General features: G+C 45.5%; 18 protein-coding genes. 5 read left to right on the top strand and 13 right to left on the bottom strand.

Annotated elements, in window-relative coordinates; translation table 11 throughout:
- Positions 1–6: 6 nt before the first annotated feature.
- From ESB13_RS00090 to ESB13_RS00065, 6 genes are all read right to left on the bottom strand, one after another.
- Positions 7–504: a hypothetical protein gene (locus ESB13_RS00090; RefSeq protein WP_129001017.1), complete on the bottom strand. Its 498-nt coding sequence runs from the start codon at positions 502–504 to the stop codon at positions 7–9.
- Between the two features lie 10 nt (positions 505–514).
- A complete protein-coding gene (locus ESB13_RS00085; protein WP_129001016.1) occupies positions 515–1,612 on the bottom strand; it encodes a hypothetical protein in 1,098 nt (365 codons plus the stop codon).
- Between the two features lie 9 nt (positions 1,613–1,621).
- Positions 1,622–3,874: a hypothetical protein gene (locus ESB13_RS00080; protein ID WP_129001015.1), complete on the bottom strand. Its 2,253-nt coding sequence runs from the start codon at positions 3,872–3,874 to the stop codon at positions 1,622–1,624.
- A gap of 313 nt (positions 3,875–4,187) precedes the next feature.
- Complete coding sequence (locus ESB13_RS00075; RefSeq protein WP_129001014.1) at positions 4,188–4,829, bottom strand: tetratricopeptide repeat protein; 642 nt, start codon at positions 4,827–4,829, stop codon at positions 4,188–4,190.
- A 213-nt stretch (positions 4,830–5,042) separates the two neighbouring features.
- Entirely contained in the window at positions 5,043–5,846 is an 804-nt protein-coding gene (pyrF, locus tag ESB13_RS00070) for an orotidine-5'-phosphate decarboxylase (RefSeq protein ID WP_129001013.1), read from the bottom strand.
- A gap of 267 nt (positions 5,847–6,113) precedes the next feature.
- Entirely contained in the window at positions 6,114–7,208 is a 1,095-nt protein-coding gene (locus ESB13_RS00065; RefSeq protein ID WP_129001012.1) for an Mrp/NBP35 family ATP-binding protein, read from the bottom strand.
- A gap of 122 nt (positions 7,209–7,330) precedes the next feature.
- Here ESB13_RS00065 and ESB13_RS00060 point away from each other — a divergent pair, with 122 nt between their 5' ends.
- Both ESB13_RS00060 and ESB13_RS00055 read left to right on the top strand, forming a co-directional pair.
- On the top strand, positions 7,331–7,978 hold the full coding sequence (locus ESB13_RS00060) for a carboxypeptidase-like regulatory domain-containing protein (protein ID WP_129001011.1): 648 nt from the start codon (positions 7,331–7,333) through the stop codon (positions 7,976–7,978).
- A gap of 89 nt (positions 7,979–8,067) precedes the next feature.
- Positions 8,068–8,913 (top strand): 3-hydroxyacyl-CoA dehydrogenase family protein, encoded by an 846-nt coding sequence (locus tag ESB13_RS00055; protein ID WP_129001010.1) that lies wholly within the window; start codon positions 8,068–8,070, stop codon positions 8,911–8,913.
- Between the two features lie 2 nt (positions 8,914–8,915).
- Here ESB13_RS00055 and ESB13_RS00050 read toward each other — a convergent pair whose 3' ends face one another.
- Positions 8,916–9,521 (bottom strand): IMPACT family protein, encoded by a 606-nt coding sequence (locus tag ESB13_RS00050; RefSeq protein ID WP_129001009.1) that lies wholly within the window; start codon positions 9,519–9,521, stop codon positions 8,916–8,918.
- Between the two features lie 5 nt (positions 9,522–9,526).
- Positions 9,527–10,654 (bottom strand): bifunctional diaminohydroxyphosphoribosylaminopyrimidine deaminase/5-amino-6-(5-phosphoribosylamino)uracil reductase RibD, encoded by a 1,128-nt coding sequence (gene ribD / locus ESB13_RS00045; RefSeq protein WP_129003148.1) that lies wholly within the window; start codon positions 10,652–10,654, stop codon positions 9,527–9,529.
- Between the two features lie 45 nt (positions 10,655–10,699).
- Here ribD and prmC point away from each other — a divergent pair, with 45 nt between their 5' ends.
- The gene (gene prmC / locus ESB13_RS00040) at positions 10,700–11,560 is read left to right on the top strand and encodes a peptide chain release factor N(5)-glutamine methyltransferase (RefSeq protein WP_129001008.1); all 861 of its coding nucleotides are present in this window, start codon (positions 10,700–10,702) and stop codon (positions 11,558–11,560) included.
- Positions 11,561–11,568: 8 nt separating this feature from the next.
- On the opposite strand, the gene ESB13_RS00035 is transcribed toward prmC, so the two are convergent.
- The 4 genes from ESB13_RS00035 to pepT form a co-directional block, all read right to left on the bottom strand.
- The gene (locus tag ESB13_RS00035) at positions 11,569–11,967 is read right to left on the bottom strand and encodes an ExbD/TolR family protein (RefSeq protein WP_129001007.1); all 399 of its coding nucleotides are present in this window, start codon (positions 11,965–11,967) and stop codon (positions 11,569–11,571) included.
- 60 nt (positions 11,968–12,027) lie between these two features.
- On the bottom strand, positions 12,028–12,693 hold the full coding sequence (locus ESB13_RS00030; protein WP_129001006.1) for a MotA/TolQ/ExbB proton channel family protein: 666 nt from the start codon (positions 12,691–12,693) through the stop codon (positions 12,028–12,030).
- 207 nt (positions 12,694–12,900) lie between these two features.
- Positions 12,901–13,836: an SPFH domain-containing protein gene (locus ESB13_RS00025; protein WP_129001005.1), complete on the bottom strand. Its 936-nt coding sequence runs from the start codon at positions 13,834–13,836 to the stop codon at positions 12,901–12,903.
- Positions 13,837–13,866: 30 nt separating this feature from the next.
- Positions 13,867–15,117: a peptidase T gene (gene pepT, locus ESB13_RS00020; RefSeq protein WP_129001004.1), complete on the bottom strand. Its 1,251-nt coding sequence runs from the start codon at positions 15,115–15,117 to the stop codon at positions 13,867–13,869.
- A gap of 95 nt (positions 15,118–15,212) precedes the next feature.
- On the opposite strand from pepT, the gene ESB13_RS00015 reads away from it, so the two are divergent.
- Together ESB13_RS00015 and ESB13_RS00010 are read left to right on the top strand one after the other, a co-directional pair.
- Positions 15,213–16,163, top strand: coding sequence for a DNA/RNA non-specific endonuclease (locus ESB13_RS00015; RefSeq protein WP_129001003.1), 951 nt, complete (start codon positions 15,213–15,215; stop codon positions 16,161–16,163).
- A 205-nt stretch (positions 16,164–16,368) separates the two neighbouring features.
- Positions 16,369–17,223: a CPBP family intramembrane glutamic endopeptidase gene (locus tag ESB13_RS00010; RefSeq protein ID WP_129001002.1), complete on the top strand. Its 855-nt coding sequence runs from the start codon at positions 16,369–16,371 to the stop codon at positions 17,221–17,223.
- Positions 17,224–17,483: 260 nt separating this feature from the next.
- Here the strand turns inward: ESB13_RS00010 and ESB13_RS00005 are convergent.
- The coding region (locus ESB13_RS00005) for a DUF3861 family protein (protein ID WP_129001001.1) at positions 17,484–17,814 on the bottom strand (331 nt) is incomplete at its 5' end.

The raw sequence follows: 17,814 nt of genomic DNA, 5'->3' as shown, positions 1-17,814 counted from the left end.
TACCGGTTATTTATGTGGGTTTAACACAATCAGCTGATTTACTTTATCAGAGCCGTATGAGTTTTTGAAAATGAGCGTGTCGGGCAGCTGGTTCTTCGGTACTTCAAAAACCAGCACTCCTTCAGATGTTTGCTTATTTCTACCTGGAATGGGCTGAAACAAGACAGGAGACAATGAATCGCCTTCGCATACAACTGTCCAGTCGTACTGCATTTCATAATTAAAATATTGCGTCCATTTAGCTTCCTGATCTTTTGTATATGTAGCGCTATCGATCCATCCTACGCGATAGCAACAGAAATCGAAACTACTATCAGCAGATTGCTCTTTAAGTACGGAACGGTTGGGAACGCGATCTACATAGATGCTACTGCCCTGGCCCTGCGCGATCTCGGCCATATGTATCTCCTTTTTAGCTACGGCAGCCGGTGAATGACAGGCACTACCGATAAGTGCAATACAAGCAGGTAGAATAAACAGGATGTTTCTATCTATTTTCTTCATTCTATTTATTTTACTTGTTAACAGGGTCCGCATCTTTATAAACAAAACGCACTTCCAGCTCAGGTTCGTTGAACGGCTTTATTTTCAAGGCGTAGGACTGTCCTACCGTAAGCCCTAATTCAGTTATATCGATGTCGATTTTATTGAGACCCGGCACCAGGTAAACATCCGGAGTGTTCTTTATTTCTTTGAGTCCGTTTGTAAGATCTATAATGCGATAGTTCAGCTTTTCCTGGCGATATGCATTTGTGAAAGCGAAGCTGATGTAGCGATTAGCGATGTAATAATTACCATTAACCAGCTGTTTAAGCTCTCTGTAACTATCAGCAGTTCTTTTGGGTGGCGTTTCAGTGCACTGTACCGTGAATTCCCAGATCTCAGACCGCGAAATGATAACACCCTGCTGATACGCAATCACCTGCCAGCAATAAGTGTGTCCTTCTTTCAGGTCTGCGGCAAAAGAAGGAAAACTAACTGTCGTGCTGGTAATATTATCCAACAATACCAATGGCGCATTGGCAAGCAGGTTCATAACCGATGCTCCTTTCTTTTTTTCGGTCAGCAGCAATCTGAAACGCATAGCAGAAGTGAATGGCATTGGCGGCTGCCAGCTTAACACCGGACGCTTCTGGCAAATGGTATCCTTATCGGCAGGATTCAAAAGACTTATAGGCACCATCGGCTGAACCGATCCGTCGAAACAGTTTTCAGATTCGTCGGCCTGTTTGTCTTCGGGCTTAAACCGGAAACAAAAGTTGTATTCGCCGGGAGGGAAATTGCGGGTTTGACTTACTATGGAAGCGTACGCATTATTGGAGAATGAAAAACTGCTATTCACAAAACTGTTTCGCGGGAACACCGAATTCCCAGCAGGCAGTGTAACAAGAGGTGTTTTAATAACAACCACCCCCGACTTCAACGTAGCCTGTTCGGAGACGATGATAATAACATTACCTGCAATAGGTTTACCTGTGAGATTTTGCACCTGGAAAACACCCAGGCCATCAACTGTACGGGCATTTACATCGGGCAGGAAAACGAAATTCACCTGTGCGCTGCAATAGCTTCCTATGAAAATCATCAACAGGAATACTTTCAACTGCTTCATATGCTTTGATTAAAAGTGGTAGCGTATGTTTGAATTAAGATAGAGCTGGTTAGCGAGCTCAGCCCTTTGCTGCTGTATTGCTTTTTTATATCCTCCCTGCAAATCGATATCCCATTTTTCACTAAGCGTAACACTGCATTGCTGGGTATATCCTAATTGTTTGTTCCATCCCGCATTGGCATAGTAACCCACGCCCGAAGACAAGCGGAGATATTTGCGAACGGTATATGCATAACTGCACTCGGTACTGAACAAAGAGGTATTAAAATAATAGTCTTTATTGTTGGAGTTATTGGATACGACAGAAACCGAAAGCAGGTTTTGTTTCAATTGTATAGAACTGGTATGTGTTAACAGCAGGGAGCTGTTATTAAATGAACCGCCATCCAACAGCGGCATTTTAAGTCGCTGCCAGCTGAAGCTGGTATTATTCATAATAGTCTTACGCCAGCGCTTTACCTGGTAAGCGCCATCCAGTTGCCAGCGGGTGTTGCCACCTGCCGATGCACTTGCATTCTGCAAAACAGAACGGTAACTGGTTTGAAGGTAGGTAAGTCCAAGCTTGTTGTTCCGCCTGAACTTATACGCGGTTTGCCACTTGTTGGAGATACTGGTATAACTGTAGGCTTTGCCAGGATCGAACTGCTGCAAACGGTAATCGAACTGGTATTTCGCAGTTAGTTTTCTATTCAGGAACTGCCTGTTCAATGCCAGGCCCATTTGAGATTCTCCCCTGCGAAGCAGGTAGTTTCCCGGGTTATTATAGGCGAGTCCAACCTTGCCCACATAAGCTGTGATCCCTGTTTCGAAAAGATCTCCTTCATAGTTGATCTTGGCAGCATAATTAGAGGAACCTCCATCGAGAATAGAACCGGTAGAACTGCTTTTACCATTGCTGCTATCGTAATAGGCTCCTTCACGGAAACTGCCAAAGGATTTAGACAGGTCTAATTCAAGTTTATGCGTACCCTTCAACTGCAAACCGGTATGTAAGGATACTACCGCTGTACTATGAGACGGTGAAGGCAGGTAATTTGACAGCATCTGATTACCCAAACCATTGTTGTTATTGCTGGAACGTACGTTGTATAGGTTTACTGCGATCGTTTGATCTACAGGACTTGCCGATCCCGTTCCAACGGTAAAGCCCGTCATGCTGTTGTATTCGTTGGTAACTGCGCTTGTTAAGCCGTTCTGAAGCCAGCTATTGTTGTTATTATTTTTACCATGAACAAAGCCAAAGCTCGCCTTATCGGTTTGGTATCCTGCGTTGAGCCCTGTGTTCACCAGGTTGGCAGGAGAAAAAGCAGACCCGTTTCCGCTCAATGCATTTTGTCCGAGATCAAGATGTGTAACATTCGTGAAAAAACGTTGCAGGCCCGTAAGGCTAAAGTTTTGTTTTGCTGTTTTTACCAGGTTACCGGGCTGTTGCAGATACGCCTGATAATCGCCACCCTCGGGAAGACTTTCCTGCAGCTCTTTCACCAGTTTATTATCCCTGAAGCGGTGCCTGTAGTTAACAATTGTACTGTATGCTTTTTCGAGCGCCTGATAGTGTTCTACAGTAGCGCTGTGCTTTTTGAACATGGTGTCAGACTGCAAAGCAACAGCGTCTTTACTGAGCAGCATCTGCTGTAATGCAGCATTGCTTTCTTTATATTGCTCTCTGAGTTTTGGGCTAAAGAGTGCTGTTTGCAGGCTGCTTTCATCAGTAGCAGAAAGATTGGCAACACCTTCGGGTAACCCCAGCTTACCGGCCGTTCCTCTTCCCAACCCCGCTTCCAGTTTGTTTAACTCTGCCTTCAGCTCCTGTTCGTACTTACGGCGGATAGCGGTGATCCTGTTATTTGCAACATTTGCAAGCGTTGCAGGGTCAAGTTTATCCTTTACCTGGGCGCGGATGCTTTCGAGGTATTTCTCCTTGTTAAAATTAAACTGGGAGAGATCGTTCAGCGAAGGGGTATTGTTTGTATAAATACCGTTGTTTGCCCTGAAGGCAAGATCGAAAGGTATTTCTGCAACGGAAAGGGTTAACGCAGTGCCATATGTCCAGCTACCCTGTAATTGCTTAAAACTGCCCAGCGCCAGCCCCGAGGTATCATGGAGATAGTTATAGCTGCCTTCAACAGTAAGCGACTTAACATCTACTATTTTTTTCCTGGTGAAAAGAGGGGGAGCGCTAACAGCATGTAAAGCGTCCTTCAGGTTACCCGTTAAGGAACCGGAATGCGGCGTTAGCTGCGAGTATAGCAATACAGGCATACATACGGGCATACCTAGCAGGCATGCCGCGCGAATTAGTTTGGTGTACAAGGCCGTGTTTTTTAAAGGTGGTTTAGGGATGGGTTTTGTACGATGTAAAGGAAAGAAATAAATACATTCTTTCCAAATACAGTGTGCATGCAGTTCTTCAAAAAATGTATCCCTGAAATGAGGAGAGTGTTGTTAGTCTTATATTTCGTGCATTAAAAAAAATTATTCCGAAGCTGTTTTTTCTATTGCCGGTTACCATTTACCCCAACTTATTAAGCTTTCATAGCCAGCAAAACTAACAGAAAGTCGCTTTCATCATTCCTTATCTTTTGCGCCCCACACCTCCTGTTCGATAGGTGCCCAGGAATTGTTCTTTATTAAAATAAACGATTCCTTTTTTTACAACCGCAATTCGGGCCCGCGTATCAATACTGTCAAATGGCTTGGACGCCTTGTCATATTCAACCAGCACCTTTCCTTTATTCTCTCCGCTTAACAATTTCATTAAGGCTATCTGGTACAGGCAACCCAGACTTTTTTGCACCTCATCGCTTGTCTTCAACAATCGTTCATTTTCGCGGAGTATATATTTGTAATCGGCAAGAGCGGCAGTTGAATCACCGGTAATATCATATAATGCAGAACGAAAGATCCTGTTATTAGGCCAGTTATGATGTTTTATTTGCCGGGAAAGAATATTGATAGCGCTGTCATACGCCCCATTATAAGCGAAGATTTGCGCTTTCATATAATTCGCGGAATTATCAAAACTATCAATAGAAAGAATTTTATTGATATAATAAGTTTCCCGCCGGAAAGTCTTATCACTGAAATGATCTACATCCACGATTTGTTTAAAAAGTGTGTCGATGTAAGGCTGAACCTCCGGATTTATCTTATGCTCACGCTGAGCATTACAGCAAAAGGTTAACACCACACAGAACATCGTAAATCCAGATCTCATATACTAATTTTTATTTTTAAAACAACAAGCTATCTGTTGAAGAAACCATAATACAGACATACCCCGCAAGCACACTGTGCGCGTGTTATGGCGTACAAAGCTGGATTCAAAGCTGCATGCATGCAACAACGTAAAGGAAACGAATTTAAAAATAAAAAAGGAAGCCTTTGGGGCTTCCTGTATAATATGCTTTCTGATCCATAACATTATCAGCTATTGCAGATAGGTTGCCATTTCATCACGGTATTGCCGGGCAGCTTCTGCTGCTTTGACAACAAAGTCTTCACCTGAGCCCGCGTAGATAACAGCCCTGCTTGCGTTTACAAGAAGGCCGGCTTCGCTATTAAGCCCATATTGTGAAACCTCCTGCAAACTTCCGCCCTGGGCTCCTACCCCTGGTACCAATAAAAAGTTATCGGGTACTATTTTCCTGACGTTCTCTAATGCACTGGCCTGTGTGGCGCCTACTACGAACATGAGATTGTGAGGAGTTCCCCAGGCGCTTACAGTGCGTAACACTTTTTCGTAGAGATGTTCGCCTCCGGCAGGTTGCAGCTCGAAGTCAGATGCGCCTTTGTTGGAAGTAAGTCCTAATACGATGGTAACCTTGTTCTCATATTCCAGGAACGGACGCACGCTATCTTCGCCCATGTAGGGCGCAACAGTCACAGCATCAAATGGGAATGTTTCGAAAAAAGTTTTTGCGTATTGCGCGGAGGTGTTCCCGATATCGCCCCTTTTCGCGTCGGCAATGGTGAAATGAGTTTCGGGAATATAATGCAGGGTTTGCTCTATGATATCCCAGCCCTTTACACCCATTGCTTCGTAAAACGCAGTATTGATCTTATAACTAACGCAATAGTCTTTGGTGGCATCGATGATGGCCTTGTTAAACTCCAACACAGCATTAGGGCTTGCATGGAGATGTGCGGGTATTTTTTCGATGTCGGTATCTAGCCCTACGCAAAGGTATGATCTCTTATTGCGGATGGCGCTTACCAGTTGTTGTTTATTCATTGAGACTGTTACTTATGTTCAGGCACCTGCACTTATTAATGCAGATGCCTTTTATTTTCCTAGCAGTTCGTTTTACTGCTTTTTCATTTGCCCCGGCGCATAGGGAGCGGCCGATTGGGATCCGGTTACTTTTTTGGCTTGTCCTGGAGGCATTCCATGCGGATGTACTTTTTGCGTACAGGCAACCAAGCTACAGACGAGCATTGAAATAATGACAAGATAGCTACATGATTTCATACAGAAGGCTTTTGCCTTAAGCTACTAAAATCAAGCCACTGTTTCAAGCGGTTTGGTCGGAGCCAGTGTCGCGTTCCGTATGGCGATGTTACGAATAGCCGTAGCAGCAAAATCATCGAATGCCGCAGCCGTAGGCGTATTTTCGGCCAGCACGGCAGGCTCTCCTGAATCGCCACCTTCGCGAATCTCCTGAACAAGGGGTATTTGTCCAAGGAAAGGCAGATCGTATTCATGCGCCAGGTTGCGGCCGCCGTCCTTACCGAAGATATAATACTTGTTATCAGGAAGTTCTGCCGGGGTGAAATAACTCATATTTTCGACCAGGCCAATGATAGGCACTTTAATCTGCGCCTGTCCGAACATCGCAATCCCTTTTTTCGCGTCGGCAAGGGCTACATTTTGAGGTGTGGTAACAATAATAACACCTGTAACAGGTACTGTTTGCATGAGGGTAAGGTGAATGTCACCTGTTCCGGGAGGCATGTCTATCACAAGATAGTCCAGTTCGCCCCAATCTACATCGGTAACGAATTGCCTGATGGCGCTGCTGGCCATGGGGCCTCTCCATACGACAGCATTTTTTTCATCAACCAGGAGGCCTATACTCATTACTTTGATACCGTATTTATCAATAGGCATGATTACACCTTTGCCATTCACCTCTTTCATCATGGGGCGCTGGCCACGGATGCCGAACATAATAGGTGCACTTGGGCCATAGATATCGGCGTCCATTAACCCCACTGACGCACCGCTTTTGGCAAGCGCAAGGGCGAAGTTTGCGGAAACGGTACTTTTACCTACGCCACCTTTACCGCTGACAACAGCAATGATATTTTTTACGCCAGGCAGAATTTGCTGCGCTTCGTTACGTAAAGTATTTGTATTGGAAGTGAAGTTTACTTTCACCACCGCTTCTTTATTCACGAGGAGTTTGACTGCGTTGATACATGCTTTCTGGATCATGTCTTTCATAGGACATGCAGGTGTGGTAAGCACCACTGTAAAAGACACGTTATTGCCTTCAATCTTAACGTCTTTCACCATATTCAGAGTTACCAGATCCTGTTTCAAATCGGGCTCTTCCACATTGCTTAACGCCTTCAAAATGTCCGCTTCGGTCATCACACATAATTTTGTTAAAAAAGAAAATTGCGCTGCAAAGTTAACCCTTGAGGGGGTTACTTTGTTATAATAGCCGGTTAACTATTTAATTCGTATAATTGGACATCCAATAACTGTAGTGCATGAAGCGATTTTTACTATATTGTTCATTTTGTTTTTTGTTCATGATGGGCCGTAATTCAGCCCAGGCTCAGCATGTTATTGCCAAGGATTCTGTAATTCAATTGTTTGGTATCGTTATGACTGCCGACAGCCTGCGTGCTTTACCCCAGGCGAGTATTATAGTAGAAGGAACCACACGTGGAACGCTTACCAACGACCAGGGCGTATTCTCCATTGCGGTATTACAGGGACAATCGATCCGGTTCTCTAGTGTGGGTTTTAAAGATAAAACAATACAAATCCCAACAAATCTTACTGATAATCAATATTCTGTAATACAATTACTGGTTAATGACACGGCATTTCTGCCGGCTACGATCTTAAAGCCACGTCCCTCGCGCGAGCAGTTTGAGCGCGATTTTGTAAGTACGCAGATCCCTGCCGACCAGATCGAAATAGCGCGTCAGAATACGGATGAAGCCACCCGCCGGATATTGGTAGCTACACTTCCTGCCGACGGCAGGGAGGCCGTAAACATGCAATTACGCCAGCAGGCTACCCGTTACTACTACCAGGGGCAACAGCCACCTGTAAACCTCTTTAACCCTTTTGCATGGGGTGAATTTATCAAGGCCTGGAAACGAGGGGATTTTAAAAAGAAGAATTAGGAGTGGCAGAACGAATAAAGAACAAACTTCTGCCGGCCATACTAATATATGTTAGCATGCCTTATTTTCGTTGTTAAACGAAAGGCCGTATGCAAAAGATAGCTGTTATTGGGGCAGGCACCATGGGAAATGGTATTGCACATGTATTTGCCCAGTATGGATTCACCGTATCGCTGGTGGACATCGATAGATCCCTTTTAGATAAGGCATTGCAGCAGATCGGGAAAAACCTCGACCGCCAGGTAGGGAAAGCTGTTATTACCGAAGAGCAGAAAAAGAAGGCGCTTAGCCTGTTAACTCCCTTTACGGATATGGCGGCCGGTGTGGCAGAAGCTGATCTCGTTGTTGAAGCAGCCACGGAGAATACAGCTATTAAACTTAAAATATTTTCGCAACTGGATGAGCTGGCTCCTGCCGGCGCCATTTTAGCCAGCAATACTTCTTCCATTTCAATTACGAGAATTGCAGCGGCTACCAGGCGGCCCGAAAAGGTAATAGGGATGCATTTCATGAATCCCGTACCCGTTATGAAACTGGTAGAGATCATCAATGGTTACGCCACGGCCAAAGCTGTTACAGACACCATTGCGGCTTTAACGCTTAAGCTAGGCAAGACTCCCTGTGTAGCAGCTGATTACCCGGGTTTTATCGCCAACCGCATTCTGATGCCCATGATCAATGAGGCTATCTGCAGCCTATATGAAAACGTAGCAGACGCTCCTACAATCGATACCGTTATGAAACTTGGAATGGCTCACCCGATGGGGCCTTTACAGCTGGCTGATTTCATAGGACTGGACGTATGCCTGAGCATCCTCAAGGTGTTACATGAAGGATTTGGACAGCCTAAATATGCCCCTTGTCCCCTATTGGTAAATATGGTTACAGCAGGCAAACTGGGTGTTAAGAGTGGAGAAGGATTTTACAGGTATTAGAATTATACTTTACGGAGGGCTACATAGTGCATGTCTTTAAGGCGGTAGAGCGCTTCTTCCAACCTTGCTTTGGGGATGCCGATGGTGAGCAGTACGAAGAGCTGTTCCTGCTGACCGGCAATGCTGCAGTCAAGTTGTTTTACCAGCGTCATCACTTCATTCATGCGGGTATAATCGAACTGAAGTTCGTAAAGCACTTCTATAGGCTTTTGAATCACCGGCGTGAGTTGTAGCGCCATTACCGTTACAGTCTTGTAAGCCTGGATAAGGCCGGGAACGCCCAGGAGGGTACCACCAAAGTAACGCACGACAATTACGGCTACATTGGTCAGTTTTTTACTATCGATCTGGCCAAGCATTGGTTTGCCGGCGGAGCCGCTGGGTTCACCATCGTCGCTTACGCGGAAATTATTACCATCGAGACCAATACGATAGGCGAAACAGTGGTGAACGGCTTTGGGATGTTCCTTTTTCAGCCATTGCAATTTTTCCTTAAAATCGTCGACTGTTGCTATAGGGAAAGCAAAGGCGAGGAAGCGACTTCCTTTGTCCTTGTACTCGGCTGTGGTCATTTGTGCTATCGTCTGAAAAAAGGCCGCTTCCGCCATAGGTATTAGTTCTCGTTTATGGGTTTAAGGAAAAAATCTATTCTATCGTTCAAAAAACGTGTGGTGCCAACATGCAGGGCCGCTGGTAATTCCGGGGCTTTTAAGCCGCCCGGAGCCATCAACTGATCGTTGGTGATAACACGGGCTTCATCCCAGTAACCTTCGTTTAAACAGCGCTGCTGGAGGAAAGCGCCACCTTCTACCAGTACACTCAGCAACTGGAGCCTGAAACAGGCGTAGCTGATCTGGGGCAATAAGGGCTCGTCTTTTTCCAGGCGATAATAAAACACATTATTGCCTGTTGCTATATGCGGTGTTGATCTTTCCGCTGCTAAAGCCTGTTGTGCTGTCCGGATAGTAACAGCATCGAGGTTATCGGAGTGGTCCAGGTAATTAAATATGATGGTTGGAGGGCCTTCACTCAATAATTTCAGGGTTTTAGGCAAACGCAGGTTGGTATCAATTACCAGCCGGACAGGGCTTTTGCCATACCATAACCTGTTTGTAAGCAACGGATCATCGGCCAGCGCAGTATTGGTTCCTACCAGGATTGCAGACTCTTCATTACGCCAGCGGTGGACGATACGGTTCGTGAAGTCATTTGAAATCAGCAGGCGGTTGTCGCTGCCCGATCCAATGGCGCCATTGGCCGTTTGCGCCCATTTTAAAATGAAATAAGGACGTTGTTGTGTATGAAAAGTAAAAAAACGTTTATTGAGGTCGAGACATTCCTTTTCAAGAACACCTGTGACAACGCTGATGCCTGCGGCCTGCAGTTTTTCAATGCCTTTACCGTTAACTGCAAGGAACGGGTCACGGCTTCCTATCACCACCGTACGGATACGGTTGGCAATGATAAGATCGGCACAGGGTGGCGTTTTTCCGTAATGGGCACAAGGCTCGAGTGATACATAGATGGTAGCGAGCGGGATCAGATAACGGTCTTCTGCTGCCACGCTGTTGATACAATTCACTTCGGCATGTCCTTGTCCGAATATTGCATGGTAACCTTCTCCAATGATTCTGTCCTCATATACCAGCACGGCGCCTACCATAGGATTGGGCGCCACCTGGCCTGCGCCGAGGCGGGCCAGCTGAATACAGCGCTGCATATATAATTCGTGCGTGCTCATTGAATAACGGCGCAAAAATACTTGAAATGGTGGTAACATTGCAGCATGAGTATACAGGAGGCTTATAAACATATGTTAACCGGGCTTTCAGGCATTTACGAGGCGCGTGAAGCAACTGCTATTGCACATTGGGTAATGACGGCACTTACGGGCTATAGTAAAACAGAACGCTTAACAAAAGGCGACCGCCCATTGAGCGCTCCGCAGCTGGATACGTACACCCAATATCTTGAGGCTTTACTACAGCACCGGCCGGTTCAATATGTGCTGGGGGAAGCGTGGTTTGGCCCGTTAAAGCTGTATGTAGATGAACGTGTACTCATTCCCCGTCCCGAAACAGAAGAGCTTGTGGAATGGATCGCTGAAGATTATAAGGGCAAAGCAGGGATCAAACTATTGGATATCGGCACTGGCAGCGGCTGTATCCCTTTATTGCTTCACAGGCTATTAAACAACAGTGAGGTGCATGCGCTTGATATTTCAAGAGACGCACTGGAAGTGGCAAAACAAAATGCAGCGACTCATAAAACCAGCATACAATTTCACCTGATAGATATATTGAATGAGAAAGCTTCAGGCAGCCTGCCTGTTTTTGATTGTATTGTAAGTAATCCGCCTTATATAAGAATGCTCGAAAAAGCCGATATGTTTCAGAATGTATTGGCATATGAGCCCTCGCGCGCACTATTTGTTCCGGATAATGATCCGCTGCTTTTCTATCGCGCTATCACTGCGTTTGCAGGAAAGCATCTTACTAACGGCGGAAGTCTCTACTTCGAGATCAATGAAGCACTGGGAAAAGAAATGATCGCTTTGCTGGAAGAAATGCAGTTCTCCGAAATTACTTTAAGAAAGGATCTGCAGGAAAAAGACAGAATGATACGGGCCAGATTTATTGCCCGGTAGCTCACAAACTATTTCACGTTTGCTACTACCCTGGCTCCTGCTTTTTTAGCGGCTTGCATAATGCGGAAAACCTCTCCGTAATGGGAGATAGTGTCGGCATTAATCACAACGGAAGGCGTATCTACATTAGGACGTGCTTTATCAACTTCCATTTTGAGGAGAGAATCGAGCATGTTTATCGCAACAGGAGATTGCCCCAGGTAAATATTCTGGTCTTTGTCGATGGAAACAACAATGGTTTGTTTAGCCTTGGTATCTTTCTGGCCTTTGGGGTTGTTGACCCTTACCACGTTAGGATTGGCAAGCGTTGAAACGATGAGGAAAAACAGTAACAGAATGAACAGGATATCGTTCAATGCACCTGTATGCACTTCAGGGTGCGACTTTAACCTTTTTCTGATATTCATACTGTTACTGCTTTATAGAAATTCAATACTGTTTCCGGCTATGGTTCCGGGTATTGTTTATTATCGTGTTGGTTCCTGTAAAATGTCAATAAATTCAGCACTTGCGCCTTCCATTTTATTGGCTGTTTTATCGACCTGGGTTGACAGAAAATTATGTAATACGTAAGCGATAAGACCAATGATAAGGCCGGTACCGGAAGTGATCATTTTAACGTAGATGCCACCAGCAATAACGCTAAGCTCAAAGTTACCGGTACTGTTGATATCGTAGAACAGTTGGATCATACCAACAATTGTACCGAGGAAACCAAACATAGGAGCAATACCTGCAACAAGAGAAAGCACGGAGAGGTTGCGTTCCATTTTATACATCTCAAGCTTACCAACATTTTCCATACTTTTTTCGATAGCGTCAATAGGTTTGCCGATACGCTGGAGACCTTTATCAATCATCCGTGCAACAGCATTGTCAGTATTACGGGCCAGGTTCCTGGCGCCGGTAATATTACCGCTCATGATGTTATCACGAATGATACTCATAAAGTTCGACTCGATGCGGGAAGCTTTACGTATTGCGATCAAACGTTCAAAGAAAACGAAGATGGTGGCAACAAGCAAGAGATAAAGCGGATACATGATCCAGCCACCTTTGCTGAGCAAGCTCATGAGAGAGATCTTTTCCGGCGCTGCTGTTGCGGCCTGCGCCACCTGCAATAATATTCCCATTAAACTGGTTTTAAGTACCTGCTAAAATAATCTGAAAGACAAAAGAACGTTTCTGATGTTAATAAATTTCAGAACACCAGCATTTTAAGAAACATTTATCCTTTATTTTCAGTCGTTTCAAACGCTTCCGGCATACTTGCAAAGCTGCTGGTTGCCCTGGTTTATACCTTTGAACCGCCCGCCCGCATCCTGTAAAACCGATTTTCCTTACGACTTGTAGTCGTTTGTCAGCTTCATCATCGCCATGATCTGGTTCATGTTCTTCTCCATACCGTCGGGACTGCCATCGAGGAAGATGATGTTGCCTTTACCAACTTCAGCGAAGTTCTTAATGGCTTCAGTCCACATACTGAACAGGATCACGTTGGTATCGAGGTTGGCCTGTTTCATCTGTTCTGCCGCCATGCTCATACCGCGGGCCACCTCTTCACGGAAGAGCGCTACCCCCTGACCGCGCAATCTTGCCGCCTCGCGTTCCGCTTCGGCTGCAATCTTAATAGCGTTACCTTCTGCCTCTGCCGACTTTGTTTTAGTGATCAGCAGCGCCTGGCCTTCGTTTTCAGCAGCAGCTTTCAGGTTGTTACTTGCCACCACTTTACTCATGCTATCCATAATAGCTTTGTCGAAGGTAATGTCATTGATCTGAAGGTCGAGCAGATGATAGCCCCAATCTTCGAGCACATGGTCTACTTCCATTTTTACAGAATCAACAATATCCTTACGCAGGGCAAGGATCTCGGCCTGACGTTTTGTAGCCACATAGGAGCGGATATTACCTTCAATGGTTCTTATAAGGGCCTGCATGAGGTCTCTGTCGCTGATGAACTTGAAGGCTACCTTTTTAATGGTCTCCTCTTCCGCATTCATTACGGCATAGAGCAACATGCTTTTAAAATAAACGTTTGCCTGGTCAAGTGTCACCGCCTGGAACTCGAGCTCTACGGAGCGGTTTTGCACACTTACCCTTCGATAGATCTGCTCTACAAGGGGTATTTTAAAGTTAAGACCGGGGCGCAGTATACGCTGATACTTACCGAACATGGTGACCACGGCAATGGTGGCCTGATTAACGGTGACAAGTCCGCTGAAAATAATAAATAAGATCAGCAGCAACCACCATCCATAGGAAAGAAAGAAACTCATGTTTTTTCATTTTGTTGGTGGAAATGTACGCTATTTCGCTCTTTCTTCCCAAACAGCGGCAAGATGCACAAGCACTTCTACTGCCTTTTCCATGTCTTTTACACCTATCCATTCATGTTTGCTATGAATAGCCTGCATACCCGTGAAGATATTGGGGCAAGGTAATCCCATAAAACTCAACCTGCTGCCATCGGTACCACCGCGGATAGGCTCATTACGCACGGTAAAACCGGCCCTTTTATAAGCTTCCTCTGCATTGGCAGTGAGCTCAGGGTATTGCGACACTATTTCTTTCATGTTGCGGTACTGTTCTTTCACCACAAAGTCCATTTGCGCTTTGGGATGTTTGTTCAATACCTCCTGCGCCAGTTGGCGGAGCTTGTTTTCATGATCCGGCAGCTTCGCTGATACAAAGTCACGGATAATGAAATCGATGGTTGCTTTTTCTGCAATACCATTTACTGCAACAGGATGCACGAAACCTTGCCTTTCTATAGTGGTTTCAGGACTCCATTCCTGTGTGGGCAGTGCAGCCAGAATTTCGCCGGCTATTTTCAGGGAATTAACCAGTTTATCTTTTGCATAACCCGGGTGTGCAATAACGCCATGAACAGTAATGGTAACGGCATCGGCACTGAAAGTTTCATCTTCGAAGGTTCCCGCTTCTCCCCCATCTAGCGTATAGGCGAAGTCGGCACCCAGCTTTTTAAGATCAACATGGGCTGTGCCACGGCCTACCTCTTCATCAGGCGTGAATAGTATCTTTATTTCTCCGTGTTTTACTTCGGGATGATTTACCAGGAAATGAGCCATATCCATGATCTCGGCCACACCGCTTTTGTCATCGGCGCCGAGTAGGGTAAAGCCGCTGGCTGTGATGATATCGCTACCAATATGTTCTTTGAGATAAGGGTAGTCTTCTATTTTAATAACCTGTGTAGGATCGTCGGGCAATAGGATGTCTTTGCCATCGTAGGCTTTGTGTACGAGTGGTTTTACATTGGTGCCGCTGCAGTCGGGCGCTGTGTCAACATGACTGCAGAAACAGATAACAGGTACTTTTTTATCGGAATTTGATGGAATAGTTGCATATACATAACCGTATTCATCCATATGGGCGTCTTTCAAACCCAGCAGCAGCAGTTCACCCGCCAGTAATTCGCTCAGGTTCTTTTGCTTTTCGGTGGTAGGGCTGGCATTACTGGCAGGATCGCTTTGCGTATCGGTTTGCACGTAACGGAGGAATCTTTCGGTAACGGTAAATGCATAATTCTGCACCATAATTCACTGTTTAGGCTGCGAATTTCGATTAAATTCATTATTAAATAACAAAGAGTTCTTTCTTTTGCGTTAGTATCCTAACGACTAAGATATACATGATGAAGTTCAAACTTTCCGTATCCAGCGTATTAGCAGTATCCTTGCTGCTGATAGTGTCATGCTCCAAGCAATCGACAAACACCAATCCGGGCACGAATCCCGATCCGGCTACCCCTGTCCCCGGGCCGGCCGATACCATTACTTCCGGCGCCAATAACAATATGCGTTTGGGCAATCCCACGATGGCAAAACCCGAGTCCGCCATGAACGAAAACTACCTGATCAACCAGGTTTATTATATTGAATCGTACAGCCGCAACCGCGGCATTCCCAACTGGGTTAGCTGGCATTTCCAGAGTGAAGACAAAGGTACTGTTGGAAGACAGGATGACTTCCGGCCCTTTACCGGTTTGCCTTCCGGGTGGTACCAGGTGGCAGGCAACAGTTATAGCTATGCAACGAACGGTTTCGACAGGGGGCATAATTGCCCCTCAGGTGACCGTACTTCAAGTTATGTAGCCAACAGTTCTACCTTTTATATGACCAATATGATACCTCAGTCTCCTAACCTGAACCAGGGGCCATGGAGCGAACTGGAAGATCAGCTGCGGGATAATTTTGTAGGTACTTCAAATGAAGCATATATTATTATGGGTTCTTATGGTCAGGGAGGCCTGGGACGCGGCAAAACCGATACGGCAAAAACTATCGACAACGGCAGGGTTACCGTACCCAAGAAGGTGTGGAAGGTTGCTGTTATCTTACCCAAGGCCGACGGCGATGACCTTATGCGTATCACTGCCAATACAACCATACTGGCAGTTAATATGCCTAATGCCGAGAACCTTTACGGTACCAGTGATGCAGAAAGAAAAGCCTGGCGGAATTACCTTACAACGGTTGCAGAAATTGAGGCCGATGCAAAGTTGCATGGGGTTGAATTAAACCTGTTATCGAATGTCCCTGAAGCAGTGAGAACTGCATTGAAAGCTAAGAAATACCAATAAAGAACAGAGATGGTAATGCAATGATGCCAAGGGAGCGTTATCCCGAGAACGGGGGCCGGGAACGGTTGTGACTGCTTTCCACGAAAGCCGGCAGGCATAAGAAAAAGCAGATATTAGGGATGATTTGTCTACTGTCATATCCCTAATTAAAGTGGGATTACAGGTTTATGCATGTCTGTATATTGTGGGCTTGAAATAACCACCAATGTACAAGAAACCCTTAATTGGAAGCGGGTTGCTGCGCGTGCTTATATTTATCTTTTTTGTTGTTACGATAGCAGTACTCCTTTATATCCCGGTCTTCAAGCGTTTTCTTCCGTCGGATCCCGGCAGTCCTGAGGCTCAGAAGTTTCCCCAGGTGATCTTATATTACCTCATCACCAATGGCTTTATGTTGTTGCCTGTTATTGTTTGCTGTAAATGGATCGACCGCCGGCCACTCTCCTATCTTGGTTTCAAATGGGAAGGATTTGAAGGCGACGCATGGGGTGGCATGTTCTCTGCCATTCATATCACTACTACCGGCACCTTATTGCTTATTCTTACCGGCAGCCTTACGCTCACTGTTGTCATTCCTGATCCGCTTCAATTACTATATGCGGCGGTATTTTTTGCCCTGGTATCCGTATTGGAAGAAGTTATTTTCAGGGGTTATATTCTACGCAACCTGATGCAGAGTATGCCTCCTGCGGTGGCGCTGATGCTCAGTGCTTTCTTGTTTGCGCTCGTGCATTTAACGAATCCCGGTATCGGTATTTTACCCCTGGTGACATTGTTTGCCGCAGGGTTAATGTTAGGCATCAATTATATCTATACACAGAACCTCTGGTTTGGTATCTTCCTCCATTTTGGCTGGACATTCCTGCAGGGGCCGATATTAGGTTATCCTGTAAACGGCATATCGGTGAACAGCATCATACAGCAATCTGCATCGGGCCCAAGCTTTATTACCGGTGGCAGCTTTGGATTTGAAGGGTCTGCTGTAGGACTTGTGCTAATACTCGCTGTAACATTCTGGGTATCGCATATGTATAAGGTAAGATTAACGAAGGCAAAATAGGACTATAGATGCACTTGAGAGAAATGGAGTAGCAGAAAGAATTGTAAAGTAGCCGGGATTGATATAGTTAATACGATATATCTTAGGTTTTAATTGTTGTTCAAGCTCCCCGTAAGACAGCGGGGGGCTTTTTTGTCTTTAAATAGTCCATCATCCGGCATTTTCTCCCAACAAAGCGGATGACAGATACCCACTATTGTGATAAAGACCTTCGATGCGTCAGCGTTCGTCACATTTATTGAGCCGTGTAGTCTCTATCGTTATTTCTTTAGACTTTTCATAAACTGTGTAAAAGCAAGTGCAACTTCTTCGAACAAAGGATTGTTCTCATTGCAGAGCACTGCTTCGCTGAAAAACTTTAGTCTAATGCCAAATGCAGCATTTTCATTGCTATTGGCGAAGCTCAAGGCTGGAAGGAGTATATAAGCAGGTGATGGATGATAGAAGCGCGTAGCGTATGCAGCATTGATTGCAGAGAGATATGAACCAGCAAAGCTAACGGGCGGGGTATAAAACCGAAGAGCGGGGGATGGCGGGCGACGGATGATAAGGAAGCAGGTATGTAGCGGGTGGAGCGTGACAGTAAAGTAG

Source organism: Filimonas effusa, from assembly GCF_004118675.1.
Lineage (GTDB): Bacteria > Bacteroidota > Bacteroidia > Chitinophagales > Chitinophagaceae > Filimonas > Filimonas effusa.
The sequence above is the reverse complement of the archived record's forward strand: the minus strand, read 5'-3'. Positions and strand labels throughout refer to the sequence as shown.